Below are 15123 nucleotides of genomic sequence, written 5' to 3'. Positions count from 1 at the left end.
CTTAAGGCAGCTGCGGCAGATGAGCGGTGGGGCCGTGGCCTCGCCGCGCCGTCCCCCATTCTATGCCTGCTGGAGCCGCGGATGCTTCTTGTGCCACACCGCACGCGGCACCGACGAGCCCCGAACAATGGAAGACCGCCCATCCCACGCCGGAGACAGGCGGTCCCACATGACCGCAGGGCGGCCGGAATCGCAGCTGGGAAGAGGTTCAGACTACTGTGCGTAGCTCACGACGGGCTTGCCTGCCTCGATGGCGCCAGGAGCGGTGAGCTCGACGGACGAGAGGTCGTCGGAGTTGGTGATCGCCATGATGACCACGTCGTCGTGCCCGGCCGCCTTGATCTTCTCGCTCGAGAACTTGATGAGGGGCTCGCCGGCGCTCACGTGCGCACCCTTGCTGCCGAAGACGGTGAAGCCCTCGCCCTTCATCTCGACCGTGTCGACGCCGATGTGGATGAGCACCTCGGCACCGTCGTCGCACACCATGCCCAGGGCATGGAAGTTGGGTGCGCCAATGGCGCTCAGGGTCCCTGCCGCAGGCGCGTAGACCGTGTCGCCTTCGGGGAGGACCCCGCAACCCTTGCCCATGGCACCACTGCTGAACACGGGGTCGCTCACCTCGGAGAGGGAGACGGCCTTGCCGGTGACGGGAGCCAGCAGGGTGCCCGCAGGGGCGCTGACGCCCAGGGCGGCCGGCTTCGAAGGCTTCTTGAACATGTCGAACAGACCCATTGAATACCTCCTGACCCGAGGGTCCCCCCTCGTCGCGACCCCGATGGTATGGCCTCTGGCCCGATCGCTATATGCATTATCCCACTAAGTCCCCTCCCGGCGTAAGCCAAAGTGAATAACGCCGCCCATTCGACCTCTTGTGGGCAGACGGTCTTGCCACCAAAAAACTGCGCACGGAATTTGGAATCGAGAGAAGCGACCTGGGCAAACGCCGCTCGTCTCCATAATTCGAGGCTACCGTGCGCAGTTTTTGGCCGGCCCGCACGCATCAGTCGGCATCCACACGTGACAGCAAGAGGCCCGGGGCGTCAGCCCCGGGCCTCTCTCGTCCTATGGATCATGCACTGGCCGGCGCAAGGTGCGCCGACCGGACGCACCTACTCGCTCTCGGCGCCCTTCTGACCCGCTCCGTCGGCCTTAGGCGCGGCACCGGCTGCATCCGCGACCTTCCGTGCCGCGTCCGCAACCTCGTCTAACCCGTCTGCGTCGATGCTCACCCTGCGGTTCACCTTCGCGTCGTAGGTGTCGGCGCGCATGACGTCGGCCAGGTCGACGCCCGTCACGCTCTTCACCATGTCGAAGGCGGCCTTGATGGACTGCGGAGCCATAGACGTCACGCCCGCGGCCGGGGAGCCCTCCCCTTCGCCGCCGACGGTCGAGTAGATGTTGATGGCGTCGATGCCCTCGATGGGCTTGGAGGCCGCGGCGATGATGTCCGGCAGCACGCCGATGATCTGCTGGGCAAGGGCGGCCTGGCCGTACTTGCGCAGGGCCTCTGCCTTCTTGTCCATAGCCTCTGCCTCGGCGATGCCCTTCGCGCGGGCCGCCTGGGCCTCGGCCTCACCCTTGGCGCGAATCGCCTCGGCGGCCTTCTGCGCGGAGTAGAGCTCTGCCTCGGCGGCCTTCTGCCTGGTCACGAGGTCCGCCTGCGCGCGCTGCTCGGCAGCGTAGCGGTCGGCGTCCGCCTGCTTGCGGATGGAGGCGTCGAGCTCCTGCTCCTTGACGGCGACCTCCTTCTGCTTCAGCTCGGCCTCGCGGTCGGCCTTGGCGATCTCGGCGTTGACCTGCTCGGTATTGATGGCCTTCTGCTGGCGCTGCGCCTCGATGCCCTTGGCGGCGTCCGCCTTCGCGGCCGCGGTGTCCGCCTCGGTCTTGAGCGAGGCCTGGCGCAGGGCCAGGGCGTTGTTCTGCTCGGCGATGGCCGTCTCGGACGTGATGCGGGCGTCGTTGGCGATCTTGTTGGCCTCGGCGCGGGCGACCGCGATCTCCTTCTCGGCGTTCGCCTTCGAGATCTGGGCGTTCTTCTGGATGGCCACGGTGTTGGCGATGCCCAGGTTCTCGATCACGCCGATGCCGTCGTCGTCGATGTTCTGGATGTTGAACGACACGATGTCCAGGCCCATGCGCTGCATGTCGGTCATCGCGTTCTCCTGCACCTTCGCGGCGAAGGTCTTGCGGTCGTTCATGATCTCGGTCAGGCGCATGCCGCCGATGATCTCGCGGAGGTTGCCCTCCAGCACGTTGACCACCATGTCGTTGATGTAGTCGGAGTCGCGGTTGAGGAAGTTCTCCGCCGCCTTGGCCAGGCCGTCCTCGGTGTTCGAGATCTTAACCACGGCGACGGAGTCCACCATGATGTTGATGTAGTCGAGGGTGGGGATGGTCTTCGTGGTCTTGACGTCGACGGAGAGCATGCGCAGAGAGAGGCGGTCGACGCGCTGCAGGAAGGGGATCCTGACGCCGGACTTCCCGATGAGGTAGCGGGGCTTCTTCCCGCCGCCCGAGATGATGTAGGCCTGGTCGGGCGGCGCCTTCACGTACCCGGAGGCGATGATGACGAGCACCGCGATCACGACGATGCCGATGAGGACGAACCTTATGAGCTCCATGACGCACGCTCCCTTTCTGGAGGCAACGCCAGCCCGACGCGGGTGGCGGTCCTGGCCGGCCACGAACAGAGGAGATGTTATCTGATTGGAGAGGGACAACGTCCCGGCCGGAAGGCCGGACCATCCGGAACCACATCTGCGCCACAGATGCCACGACCCATCTGACCTGGTCGTTTACAGTTTCAATCGTCCACTCTGCGCCAGGGTGGAGCGGGGTCGGCCCCTTGGCACGAACGTGCCCCGGCATCCCCCGCCATAGCAAAACACCATCCAAACACAATAGGAGCCTCTCCCCGAAAATTAGCGACTTCTTGCTTGAAATCATCTCTCCCATTCGAGAAATGCCTGTTTCGTTGCGGTAAGTTGGTACAAAACAGTGCGACTAAACTTTTGGGGATGATCAGATGAAGGTAGGGGTCCGGGACATCAGCCGCAAGACCGGCTACTCCCCCGCCACGGTCTCGAACGCGCTCAACCACAAGCGCGGTGTGAGCAAGGAGACCGCCGAGGCCATCCTCAGGGTCGCGCAGGAGCTGGGCTACCAGCGCCCCAGCCGCCTCGACCGCATCCAGTTCGTCGTCGTGCGCAAGAGCGGCAAGGTCCTCGACGAGTCGGACTTCCACCCCGCGGTGGTGAACGGCGTCGAGCGCGAGGCGAAGCTCCACGGCCTCACCACGAGCTACGTCACCATCGACCTCGCCGACCCCGGATCCCATTCCCAGCTGCGCGAGCTCTGCCAGGACACCACCAGCGGCATCGTCCTCCTGGGCACCGAGATGATGGAGGAGGACTACGAGCCCTTCTACGGCTCCGCCGCCCCCCTGGTCATCGTGGACGGCTGGTGCTACCACAGCTTCATCGAGTCCATCGTCATCTCCAACGAGAGCTCCGCCTACCGAGCCGTCCACTACCTCATCGGCAAGGGCCACACGCGCATCGGCTACGTCAGGGGCAACCCCGTCATCCGCAACTTCCCCCTGCGTGAGCGCGGCTGCCGGAGGGCGCTGGAGGAGGCGGGTCTCAGCTGGAACGACGACTACTGCGTGACCGTGGGGACGAGCCTCTCCACCGCCTACGCCGCCGCCAAGGAGTGGCTCGAGGGCGACCCGGAGCTCCCCACCGCCTTCTTCGCCGAGAACGACGTGATGGCCTGCGGCATGATGCGCGCCCTCCTCGAACGCGGCGTCAAGGTGCCGGAGGAGGTCTCGTTCGTCGGCTTCGACGACCTGCCCGTCGCCACCGTGATGCTCCCCGCCCTCACCACCCTGCACGTTCCCAAACACGACATCGGCGCCATGGCGGTCCAGAAGCTGATCGCACAGGTCAAGGCCCCGAGGGGCTTCACCTGCACCACCCACGTCTCCACCACCTTCGTAGAGCGGGACAGCGTGGCACAGCTGTAGGCACCTCTCCCCTCCGTGGGATAGAATCGCCTCATTCACACAAGCGCGCGCGGCCGGTCGGTCGCGGGAGGAGGAGCCATGGCAGCAGAGAACACGGACTTCCAGACGGACGCGCCCGAGCCCGAGCTCGAGTTTGGCGACGCGGCGCCCGAGGTCAGGCTCGACGAGCCCGCCGACGCGGACCCCGTAACCGCCTCCCTCACCCCCCAGGAGCTGGAGAAGGTCTCGGCCTTCGTCCAGAAGATCGACATCACCGACACCGCCGGTGTCCTCGCCTACGGCGTGGGCTCCCAGCGCAAGGTCTCGGAGTTCTCTGAGCGGGCCCTGGCGGGCGTGCGCGGCAACGACCTGGGCGAGGTGGGCGACCAGATTACCTCGCTGGTGGTGACGCTCAAGAACTTCGACCCCGAGCAGAAGGAGGGGGGCTTCCTGGGCCTCTTCCACAAGACTAAGAACAGCCTCGAGGCCCTGAAGGCGCGCTACAGCGATGTGGAGAAGAACGTGCGCTCAATCTCTGACGCACTCGAGGGCCATCAGGTCACCCTGCTCAAGGACATCTCGATGCTGGACCAGCTCTACGCTCTCAACGAGTCGTACTTCAAGGAGCTGACCATGTACGTGGCGGCCGGCAAGCAGAAGCTCGAGGGGGTGCGCACGGGCGAACTCGCCGAGCTGCAGGCCAAGGCGGCGAGGACGGGGCTCGCCGAGGACGCCCAGGCCGCCCGCGACCTTTCGCAGAAGTGCGACCGCTTCGAGAAGCGCATCTACGACCTCGAGCTCACCCGCCAGGTTGCGCTCCAGACCGCGCCGCAGATTCGCATGGTCCAGGCCTCGGACGCCGTCATGGCCGAGAAGATCCAGTCCACGGTGGTCAACACCATCCCCTTGTGGAAGAACCAGATGGTCATCGCCCTGGGCATCGAGCACGCCAACCAGGCCGCCCGCGCCCAGCGCGAGGTATCGCAGATGACCAACGACCTCCTGAGGAAGAACGCCGACCAGCTCAAGGTGGCCACCGTCGAGGCCGCCAAGGAGGCCGAGCGCGGCGTGGTGGACCTCGAGACCCTGCGCCACACCAACGAGCAGCTCATCTCCACCCTGGATGAGGTCGCGCGCGTCCAGGCCGAAGGGCGCGAGAAGCGCCAGCTTGCCGAGGAGGAGCTCACGAAGATCGAGGGCGAGCTCAAGACGAAGCTCCTGGAGGCCTCGCAGCGCTAGGCTCGCCCAGTCAAGGGGCGTGGACGCAGGCGAGAGTCCCCGCATGCGAGCCCGCAAGCGCAGTCATGAGGGGCGGCGTCACGATCGCTCGTGGCGCCGCCCCTCTCGCCTGTCTTGGGAAAGCCTGGTGACGCCGTCGGTCGGGTCGACCGCCGTCAGGGACGCAGCTCGTCCCCCGTGGAGGTGAGCCCATCCTGCTCGAGCATGGTCCTCATGACCTTGAGGTCGCCCGTGAGGTCCATGCTCTGCTCCTGCAGGAGGTTGTCCAGAGTCCGGGAGAGCCCCTCGTCCACCATCTGCAGGGTCTGGGCCAACTCCGCACGCACGGACTCGACCCCGGCACCGCCAGAGCCGCTCTGCTCGAGCTCGGCGTAGGACGCGGCGAGCTTCGAGGTCTGCGGCAGGTAGTAGTTGGCGACCCGCCTGAGCTGTGACGCGCACTCGGGATGCGACCTCAGGTACGACGAGAGCTGCTGCGTGCGCACGACGATGGACTCGAGCGAGGACCTGAGGCCCTCGTCCACGATGCGCGCGCGGGACTCCTCGACCATGCGACCGAAGTCGGAGAACACCCCCAGGAGCTCTCGAATCTCGGGAGTCAGCCCGTCGTCCACGGACTTGGCCTTCTCACCCTGGGACCCTTTCTGGCTCTCCTTGCGGCAGTTCCACTCCTTGCGAGCCCTCTTGTAGGAGCCGTCGGTGAGGTAGAGGGTCGTCCCGTCTCCCAGCGAGGCGATGTGCCCCTGCGGGATGAGTCCCTGGGAGATGGCCTCCTGAAGCAGGGGCTGCAGCTCCTTCACGGTGAGCTCGACCCTACCGCCCAGATCCCTCAGGCGCATGCTCGTCTCGTCTCCCACGGCCTTCGAGAGCGCGAGGCAGAGACGTGCGATCTTCCTGCGCCGGGCGCCCTTCGCGAAGGACTTGACCGCCCCCGTGCCCAGACCGACGAGAACCGCCAGACCAACGAGGAACGAGACGAGGCCGTCGAAGGCCATCATGATGGTCGGGACGATCATCATGATGGCCAGGTAGCCCAGGATGATCCCGCCGATCAGGTCCTTGGCGCGGACCTTCTCGTCGCCATGCCGACACACGACGTAGGGAGAAGAATCCACCTCCGCCATGCCCAGCTGCGCGGCGACGGCCGCGGCAGCGCGCTCGATGGAGCTGGCGATGCCATCGAAGTCGACCTTTGACATCAGCTCGCCCGCCTTCTCGGCGGCTGCGGGAATCTCTCTGTTGAGGACGTCACCCACCTGACGGGCGACGTCGGTGCCCTGGCGGACGAAGTCGTCCGCCGAGGTCCGGGGGTCCTTGGGGCCCCTCTCGTCCTGTGCGTCGTTGTCCATGGCGGCCATCCTCTGGGTTTGGCTGAAGTCACATGCGAGAAACCACCCTATGAAGGTACACGATGGCCGTGAATCCCGTGTGCTCGAAATGTCGGCAAGTCGTCACTGCCACGCCATGCAGGACGGCCCTGCGCCTACCGCAAGCGACACCCGCAAGAGGCAGACCCTAGCCTATGGCCTGAGCTCGTCCGCATCCTTGGTGAGCCCGTCCTGGGCGAGCATGGTCCTCATGACCTGGATGTCTCCCGCGAGGTCGATGCTCTGGTCCTCGATGAGCTCCTCCTGGAGCCGCGCGAAGCCGTCGTCAACCATGCGGAGGGCCTCCCTGAGCTCGCCCGTCACCTCCCGAGCGCGTTCGCCCTCGGCGCCGCTGCGCTCGAGCTCGAGGTAGGAGGCAACGAGCTTCGCCGTCTGGGGCAGGTAGTAGCCGACCGCACGCCCAAGCTGGCCAGCAAGCTCCGGATGGGCCTCCACGTAGCTCGCGATGAGGCCCGCCCTGCGCGCGATGCCCTCCATGGAGCCGCGCGCCGACTCGTCCGCCGCCTGGCTGGCCCGACCCGCAAGGACCTGGCCGAAGTCCCTGAAGGCGTCGACCACCTCGCGCTGCTCGCGGGTGAGAGGGGCATCGGCCGTCGTCGTGGCAACGTCCTCCCCGAGGCCGGTGCCCCGCGGCTCGGAAGCGGAAGCGGGAGCGGCGGAGAGGGCCCTCTCGTATGCCTCGTCGCTCAGGTAAAGCGCCTGCGCGGCGTTGGAAAGCGTCTTCACGCGCCCCTGGGGAAGGGAGCCCTGGCGGATGGCCTCCTCGCAGAGGCCGGCAAGATCGTCCTGCACGATTCCCGTGCGCTCGGCGAGCTCCGCCAGGGGCACGACCTCCCGATCGGCGGCGAAGCGCGAGAGCATGGCGAGCATGGCGGCGAGACGCCTGCGACGGCGAGAGCCGAGGAGGCACTTCGTGGCGAAGGCGAGACCCGCCGCGCCCATGCCAAAGAGGAGGACGGAGGCGGGTACGGAGGCGCGGAACACGGGGAAGCCCAGCACGAGGAGGAGCAATCCCATGTAGCCGAAGAACGCGACGCGGGGGAGCTCCCCGGACCGCCAGGCGGCGTCTTCCTCGACAAGCAGGACGTAGGGCGACGCCTTCTGCGGCTCCGACGCCGGTGCCGCTTCGGCGGGAGTGCCAGTAGCTGCGTCGGTGACATCGGCAGAGGCAGAGGCAGAGGCGATGGCGGCGCAATGGTCGTCGGCAGGGGCAGCCAGCTCAGGTTCCGCCTCCACAGTCTCGGCGGCGACCTCCTCCGGCGCCTCGGCAGGCGCCGGTTCCGCGGTGACGTCCTCCACGTTCTGGGGAGAGGGGCTCGGCTGCGGGGCCGTGGGCGCATCGCCTTGGCGCGAGCCGAGGACGACGGGGGCCTCGTCACGTCCCGGCACCTCCTGGCGCAGCTCGTCGACGGAGGTCGCGAGGCTGGCGAAGTCCACCAGGGCGAGGAGGTCAAACATGCCATGGGCGAACCGCATGCCGTCGGCGCGTGAGCCCTGGCGCGCCATCCTTGCCTCCAGCTCCCGCAAAGCCTTGTTCTCCATGAGAGCACGCCCTCCACACGACCGGGGGCGATACTCTCGCCCGGAACCAGACGTTTTCCAGTATACGGACAAGTCACGACACCAGCCTTCGCGGGCGATACGTGCCGCATGCTTCTCTGCGCTTGCTGGCCTCGCTCCTCTCCACCGGCCCAATCTTGTGGTTGTGGACAGAATTGCCGCCGGAGGGCAAGAAAAGTGTCCACGTTTGTAAGATTGGACGTCGCGCCAGCAGGCAGCCACGGCCCCGACCTGTGCGTAGCGTGCGTGCCGTGGGGCTTGGACGTGCCGTGAGAATCCGACTTCGCAGCCCTACGATCACCCGCTACCTCGCCAGCCAGGCGTAGACGGGGACGTCCCGCCCGCATTCCTTCCCCTCCGCCTCCGCGAGGGCGCGCACGGCAAGCTCGTGGTCGAGGCCCTCGTGGAGGCCGCTCACGCAGAGCGTGGCCAGCAGGGTGCCGCGCTCGTCTCGGATGGGGAAGGCCCCGGCCACCGGACAGGCGAACTCGGGCGTGCCAAACTTGTCGGGTGTGCTGCGGTCGACGAGGTCCTGGAAGCTGCCGTCCACCTCGTGTGCCACGTCAGCCCATAGCGAGGAGTGGCCGCAAGCGAGAGACGCCCGACGCTTGCCCTGGGCGAACTCCTGGTTGCGTGGCGCCTTGTCGTCCGCGGCTCACTCGAACATAGCCAGGCCATCCGGCTCGCGCACGACGCGCACGGTGACGCCGCGGTCGTACTCCCGTGACAGGCGCGCAACGGCGTTGCCCAGCTCGAGTGCGTCGGAACTGGTGAACTCGCCGTGCCAGCGCAGTGCCCCTTCCTGAACCTCGAGGGCGCGCAAGGCGTCCCGACCAAGCGAGAAGCGAGCCTTGACGGCGTCGACGATGCGCGCGCAACGCACCGTAGCCTGGAGCGGCATCACGTCGCTCTCTTCTGCTCCGGCGGCTACGAGCTTCGTGAAGTGCAGCGCCTCTCCGTAGAAGTCGTCCACCTCGTAGGGGGCGTCTATCACGCGCGGCTCGCATCCGTCCGCGTACACCGTCGCACGCTGGCAGCGATGCAACTCCTCGATCACGACACGCCCCCTCGTGCCCACCAGCACGGCCTGGCGGGGCTTCGCACGGTCGAAGGCGCACTCGAGCGTGGCGCTCAGCCCTGCGACCTCGAGCGTGGCGCTCGCGTACATGTCGATGCCCTGGTCATTGGCGATGCCCGCGAAGGCAGTCACCTGCGCCTCTCCCGCCGGCAGGAAGTCATCGAGCCAACTCGCGCAATAGATGCCGCAGTCGAGGAGCACCCCTCCCCCCACGGGTTTGCTGTGGTACGTCTTGCCAGATCGGACGAGCTCGCGCATGTCGTTGCAGAGGGTGGTCTCGACATGAACCACATCGCCTATCTCGCCTTTGTCCACCAGCTCGCGCACCGTCCGGTAACAGGGGGTGAAGCGCGCCTTCATGCTCTCCATGAAGAGCGAGCCACACTCGCGTGCCACCCGCGCCACGTCGGCCGCCTCCTCGGCGCCCAAGCAGGCGGGCTTCTCGCAGAGCACGGCCTTGCCGGCACGAAGCGCCCGGATGGCCCAGTCGTGGTGCAGGGCATGCGGGAGCGAGAGGTAGACCGCGTCCACGCTGGGGTCGGCGAGCAGGGCCTCGTGGGCGGCGCCCGGCCTGCCCAGCGACTCGTCGGACAGGGCACCGGAGGGTGCGATGCCGTGCTCTTTGGCAAAGGCCTGCGCCTTGTTCGCTGAGCGACAGCTCAGCGCCACCAGCTCAGCACCCTCCACGTGCCTCAGGCTGCTCGCGAAGCGACGCGCGATGTTGCCGGCACCCAGGATGCCCCAGCGAACAACTCCCTCTTCTGCCATGCCCGTCTGCCCCCTCCTACGCCAGCTGGCCCATGCCGTCCTCGAGGATGCGCATCTGCGCCAGGGTCTCCTCGGGGGTCACGAGCTGGGGTGCGCCGTTGGCGACGGTATGGAAGAGCGCGTCGTACCACTGCGAGTAGGAGCTTCGCTCGGAGGGCACGCGCTCCTCGTGCAGCCCGTCCTCGTCCTGGTAGCGCAGGGTCCCCCACTGCTCGGGCGCGTCCAGGCCGAAGTCGGGATGACCCGCGGGCAGGTAGAAGTGCTTGAGGTCCCGCTCCTGCTGGTCCTTCTCGAACTTGACGTACGCCCCCTTGTCACCGTAGATCTCGAAGCTCGGACGCTGGATGGCCATGCGGTAGTTCGCGTGAGCGGTGGCCTTGACGCCCAGCTCGTCGTAGTACAGGTCGTAGTCGAAGTAGTCGCAGACCATGCCCGCGCCCTGGAGCTGCCGCAGGTCGGAGTGGACGCGGTCGGGCGTCCCGAACCAAGAGATGATCTGGTCGAGACAGTGGCTCGCATGTCCGTAGGGGGCGTTGTTGACGGGGTCGTTGGCCATGCCGTCCATCATGGTCGGGCGCCAGTAGTCGTAGCTGGTGACGACTTCGAAGACCTTGCCCAGCTTGCCTGACTCCACGACCTTCCTGGCCGTGAGGTAGTCAGAGTCGAAACGGCGGTTCTGGTAGCACTGCACGGTGACGCCGTTCTTGGCTGCCAGGTCGAAGAGCTCGGCGGCCTCCTCGTAGGTGGCCGAGAAGGGCTTGTCCACCGTCACGTGCTTGCCTGCCTCGAGCGCGCGCTTGGCCATGAAGTAGTGCAGCGCCGAGGGGGTGGTGATCTCCACGACGTCGATCTGGGGGTCGCCCAGGATCGCCTCCGTGTCCGTGACGTACTCGACGCCGGGGATGGCCGCCCAGGCGGAGTGGTCGACATGGCGGGCCTGCATCGTCTTGATGCGGAACTTGTCGCTCCGGTCGAGGACGTACGGGGCATGGTAGCGATTGGCGCTCTTGCCGTTGCCGATGTAGCCGACGATGACCTTGCCGTCCTGCATGGTGAGTCCTCCCTGGGTGACGTGCTACGTACGATTCTCCTGCTTGTTGTTGCCATTGTAGGGTGCGGTCCGGCGACGACGGTCCCTACCCGCGAAGTGGGAACAGAGGTTCACGGCCTCCCGCCCCTGCAGCAAGCTTGCCGCACCTTTTTTCCAAGAGGCGATCGCATCCGAAGGCCTGCTACACCCTCTCGACGTCACCGGTGTAGGAGATGTCGAAGGGACCGTCCATGATGAAGAGCACGTCGACGTCCTCGGCGGCCGTCGCGCCGTGGAACATCGGAGTGCCCGCGTCCCACCAGACGAAGCTGCCGGCGGGCAGGTCGCCCTGATCGGTGTGGAGCGTGCCGCGCAGCACGTACATGCCCTTGCCGCTTTCGTGGGTGTGAACCGAGAGCGGCATGCCCTTCTCGTAGCGCGTGAGCTGCACGTTCATACCGGTCTTGGGATCGTCGTGCAGGGTGATGGCCTGGTGCTTGGCACCCGAGCGCGGACTCACGAAGACGTGTTCTGCCGGGTTCAGGTCTTGGGGGAGAAACACCGTGACGCCGTTCTGACTCTTGCCCATTCGTTCCCCTCTCTTGGCGGAGGCGCGGACAAGATCCGTCGTCTCACGCCGATTGACGGCCGCTCAGGGCAACCAGTCGCCTTGTCACCGACAAGCCAGAGGCCCACCGGCAGGAAGCTGTCGGTGGGCCAGGAAGTTGAGCTTGTTCGGACGCTACGCCGTAGCCTTCTCGACTCCGGCCTCGGCCTGCTCCTTGGTCACGCCGAAGAAGTAGTTGATGCCGAGCGAGAGCGCGAAGCCGATGCCGCCCGCGATGGCCGCGAAGACGACGTTCATGGGCTTGTCCGGGGCGATGAAGTTGAGCAGGCTCAGGATCGAGGTGGCGCCCATGTTGTAGAAGTACACGTGCGTTATGCCGATGAACAGGCCCGCGACCGCGTTGGCGATGGAGACGCCCACCAGGCAGCGAGTGTACTTGCTTCCGGCACCTCGGCCTTCCGTGTCTTCCCTCCAGCTAGAAGATAGCCAGCAGCAAGAGGCGATCCGAAACGGTTCTCATTGCTGGACGGCAGGTCCGCAATGGGCTGGGGCAACCGTCCGATGGGCGGACAAAATGTCCAGGCGGGACGCGACTCACCCCATCGCGCCTCTCGCGGCGTATTACCAAGTTCGTGCACACTAACCAGGCGAGAGGGGCGCGCATTCGCCGCGCCGCCGGCGGGTCCTGGCGCGCGGCGGGCACGACGCGCCGGGGGGCGTGCGCATACGGCGAGGGGCCGCCCCCAGCCTGAAGCTGGAAGCGGCCCCCGGAGCGGACGCTGTGTCACTCTCGCCTAGAGGGCGAGCTCGACGAAGTAGGCGCTACTCGTCGTTGTCTCCGCCGGTCGAGGACATGGCGGCGGCACTGTTGTCCTGGTGGCCCACGACGTCACGCCAGACCCACTCGGTGAAGCGCGGGTGGTCGTAGCCGTTGTCGCAGGCGAACTGGAAGGCCTCGTCGCGGAAGGCGCGCCACTCGGCAATCTTCTCGGCGTACTTCTCGGTGTCCACGAGCTCGAGCGCGTGGGACGCGAGCGCCCAGCGGTCCATCTCGTTGAGGCGAAGCATGTCGTAGGGCGTGGTGGTAGAGCCCTCCTCCATGTAGCCGTGCACGTGGAAGTTGTCGTGGCCCGGACGGTCGAAGATCAGGCCGTGGATGGTGTGCGCGTAGGCATGGTAGGCGAAGAGCACGGGAACGTCGGTGCCGAAGAGCTCGGAGAAGCGCTCGTCGCTGATGGCGGCGTCGTTCTCGCCTGCGTTCTGGATGCTCAGCAGCTTGACCACGTTGATGAACTTGACCTTGAGGCCCATGTCCTGCAGGGCGTCGGACGCCGCGAGGAGCTCGAGGGTGGGCACGTCGCCGCAGCAGGCGAGGACGATGTCGGCCTTCTCGCCCTTCTTGACGTTGCCGGCCCACTCCCACTCGGCCACGCCCTCGGCCAGCTCGGCCTTGGCCTCGTCGATGGTCTGGAAGGTCGGCGAGGGCTGCTTGCCCGCGAAGATGGCGTTGATCTTGTTGGTGGACTTGTAGGCCTCCTCGCCCACGGCCAGCAGCATGTTGGCGTCGGCGGGATAGTAGGCCTCGACCACGTGGTCGTTGTGGAAGTTCTTGTTGAGGAGGACGTCCACGAAGCCGGGGTCCTGGTGAGAGAAGCCGTTGTGGTCCTGGCGCCAGACATGGCTGGTGAGCAGGATGTTGAGCGAGGCGATGGGCGCGCGCCAGGGGATGTGGCGCACGGTGGCCTCGAGCCACTTGGCGTGCTGGTTCACCATGGAGTCGACGACATGGATGAAGCTCTCGTAGCTCGACCAGACGCCGTGGCGGCCGGTGAGCAGGAAGCCCTCGAGAAGGCCCTCGCACTGGTGCTCGGAGAGCTGCTCGATGACGGAGCCCACGGAGCTCATGTGGACGTCGTTCTCGGGGTCGGCGTTGAAGCCGGCGTCCCACTGCTTATCGGTCAGCGAGTAGGCGGCCTGCAGGCGGTTCGAGGCCGTCTCGTCGGGGCCGAAGACGCGGAACTTGGTGAAGTTGAGCTTCATGACGTCACGGGTGTAGTCGCCGAAGACGCGCGACGCCTCGGTGGTGCCGAAGCCGTGGCCCTTCTCGGCGACGGGGATCTCGTAGTCGTGGATGTCGGGGAGCTCGAGCTCCTCGCGCACCACGCCGCCGTTGGCGTTGGGGTTGGCGCCCAGGCGCAGTTCGCCCTCGGGCATGAACTCGGTCACCTCGGGACGCAGGCTGCCGTCCTCGTTCCAGAGCTCCTCGGGCTTGTAGGAGCGCAGCCAGCTGCGCAGCACGCGGAAGTGCTCGTGCGTGTCCTTGGCGGACACCAGGGGCACCTGGTGCGCACGCCAGCTGTCCTGGGTCTTCTTGCCGTCGATGTACTTGGGGCAGGTCCAGCCCTTGGGGGTCTTGAAGACGATCATGGGGTACGCGGGACGCTCGGTCTCGCCGGCGAGGGCGCGCCACTTGATGTCGCAGATCTCGTTGAAGACCTGCTCGAGCAGGGCGGCGAAGCGACGGTGGATCGAGATCGGCGGCTCGTCGTCGAAGCCGGCGACGAAGGTGTAGGGGTGGTAGCCCATACCGCGGAAGAACTCGTTGCGCTCCTCGTCAGAGATGCGGGCGAGGATCGTGGGGTTGGCGATCTTGTAGCCGTTGAGGTGCAGGACGGGCAGGACGATGCCGTCGGTGAGGGGGTTGATCAGCTTGTTGGTCTGCCAGGAGGTGGCAAGGGGACCGGTCTCGGCCTCGCCGTCACCCACGACGGCGAAGGCGAGGAGGCTGGGGTTGTTGAGGACCGCACCATAGGCGTGGCTCAGGGTGTAGCCCAGCTCGCCGCCCTCGTGGATGGAGCCAGGGGTCTCGGGCGCGAAGTGGCTGGGGATGCCACCGGGGTAGCTGAACTGGCGGAAGAAGCGCTGCAGGCCAGCCTCGTCGTCCGTGATCTGCGGATAGCACTCGCGATAGGTGCCGTCGAGCAGGGACTGCGAGGTGCCGGCGGGTCCACCGTGGCCCGGCCCCATGAAGAACACGACGTTCTGGCCGTGGTCGTGGATGAAGCGGTTGACGTGGCCCATCAGGAAGTTGAGGCCCGGGGTGGTTCCCCAGTGGCCCACGAGGCGATGCTTGACGTCGGCACGGCCGAAGTCGCGGGGCTGGCCGCTCTTCTCGTCCACGAAGTCGTCGCGCATGAGGGGGTTGCTGCGCAGGTAGATCTGGCCGACGGACATGTAGTTGGCGGCGCGCCAGTACTTGTCGACCCAGGCCACCTCCTCCTCAGCGACGGGGGCGTCGAGCTTCTTCCAGGGGGTACCCAAATCTTCTGCCATGCGGACTTCCCTTCATTCGAACGTCCAGGTGACGCGCTTGCGCATAAACACTGCCAAAACGCAGAAAACGCCAATATGACTTTGTCCATTTTAGCCTACGAGTGGATAATCGTCCCCTCATTTTGACCGTTGGCCGATTGCTGCTGGCTAAATTTT

11 protein-coding genes and 1 pseudogene are annotated in these 15123 nt (G+C 66.4%); 2 read left to right on the top strand and 10 right to left on the bottom strand.

The features are described from left to right. Positions 1 to 213: 213 nt before the first annotated feature. Together HMPREF1008_RS04390 and HMPREF1008_RS04385 are read right to left on the bottom strand one after the other, a co-directional pair. A complete protein-coding gene (locus HMPREF1008_RS04390; protein ID WP_009278633.1) occupies positions 214 to 732 on the bottom strand; it encodes a PTS glucose transporter subunit IIA in 519 nt (172 codons plus the stop codon). Between the two features lie 377 nt (positions 733 to 1109). Next, positions 1110 to 2621 (bottom strand): flotillin family protein, encoded by a 1512-nt coding sequence (locus HMPREF1008_RS04385; RefSeq protein ID WP_009278632.1) that lies wholly within the window; start codon positions 2619 to 2621, stop codon positions 1110 to 1112. A 404-nt stretch (positions 2622 to 3025) separates the two neighbouring features. Between HMPREF1008_RS04385 and HMPREF1008_RS04380 the strand changes: the two genes are divergently transcribed. Then, positions 3026 to 4024: a LacI family DNA-binding transcriptional regulator gene (locus tag HMPREF1008_RS04380; protein WP_009278631.1), complete on the top strand. Its 999-nt coding sequence runs from the start codon at positions 3026 to 3028 to the stop codon at positions 4022 to 4024. A 78-nt stretch (positions 4025 to 4102) separates the two neighbouring features. Next, entirely contained in the window at positions 4103 to 5242 is a 1140-nt protein-coding gene (locus HMPREF1008_RS04375; RefSeq protein WP_009278630.1) for a toxic anion resistance protein, read from the top strand. Positions 5243 to 5397: 155 nt separating this feature from the next. On the opposite strand, the gene HMPREF1008_RS04370 is transcribed toward HMPREF1008_RS04375, so the two are convergent. The 8 genes and pseudogenes from HMPREF1008_RS04370 to HMPREF1008_RS04335 form a co-directional block, all read right to left on the bottom strand. Continuing rightward, complete coding sequence (locus tag HMPREF1008_RS04370) at positions 5398 to 6591, bottom strand: 5-bromo-4-chloroindolyl phosphate hydrolysis family protein (RefSeq protein WP_009278629.1); 1194 nt, start codon at positions 6589 to 6591, stop codon at positions 5398 to 5400. Positions 6592 to 6762: 171 nt separating this feature from the next. Then, a complete protein-coding gene (locus HMPREF1008_RS04365) occupies positions 6763 to 8172 on the bottom strand; it encodes a hypothetical protein (protein WP_009278628.1) in 1410 nt (469 codons plus the stop codon). Between the two features lie 322 nt (positions 8173 to 8494). Then, positions 8495 to 8827 (bottom strand): annotated as a pseudogene (locus HMPREF1008_RS04360) (heme-binding protein); the annotation flags it as partial. 18 nt (positions 8828 to 8845) lie between these two features. Then, on the bottom strand, positions 8846 to 10036 hold the full coding sequence (locus tag HMPREF1008_RS04355; RefSeq protein ID WP_009278626.1) for a Gfo/Idh/MocA family protein: 1191 nt from the start codon (positions 10034 to 10036) through the stop codon (positions 8846 to 8848). Positions 10037 to 10052: 16 nt separating this feature from the next. Beyond that, complete coding sequence (locus HMPREF1008_RS04350; RefSeq protein WP_009278625.1) at positions 10053 to 11087, bottom strand: Gfo/Idh/MocA family oxidoreductase; 1035 nt, start codon at positions 11085 to 11087, stop codon at positions 10053 to 10055. 181 nt (positions 11088 to 11268) lie between these two features. Then, positions 11269 to 11655 carry a cupin domain-containing protein gene (locus HMPREF1008_RS09840; RefSeq protein ID WP_009278624.1) on the bottom strand — a complete coding sequence of 129 codons (387 nt, stop codon included), beginning with the start codon at positions 11653 to 11655 and terminating at the stop codon, positions 11269 to 11271. 153 nt (positions 11656 to 11808) lie between these two features. Continuing rightward, complete coding sequence (locus tag HMPREF1008_RS04340) at positions 11809 to 12054, bottom strand: hypothetical protein (RefSeq protein ID WP_009278623.1); 246 nt, start codon at positions 12052 to 12054, stop codon at positions 11809 to 11811. 402 nt (positions 12055 to 12456) lie between these two features. Further along, positions 12457 to 14967: a phosphoketolase gene (locus HMPREF1008_RS04335; RefSeq protein WP_009278622.1), complete on the bottom strand. Its 2511-nt coding sequence runs from the start codon at positions 14965 to 14967 to the stop codon at positions 12457 to 12459. Between the last annotated feature and the right edge of the window lie 156 nt (positions 14968 to 15123).

The organism is Olsenella sp. oral taxon 809 str. F0356 (assembly GCF_000233535.1).
In the GTDB taxonomy this organism is placed as follows: Bacteria; Actinomycetota; Coriobacteriia; order Coriobacteriales; family Atopobiaceae; genus Olsenella_I; species Olsenella_I phocaeensis.
The sequence above is the reverse complement of the archived record's forward strand: the minus strand, read 5'-3'. Positions and strand labels throughout refer to the sequence as shown.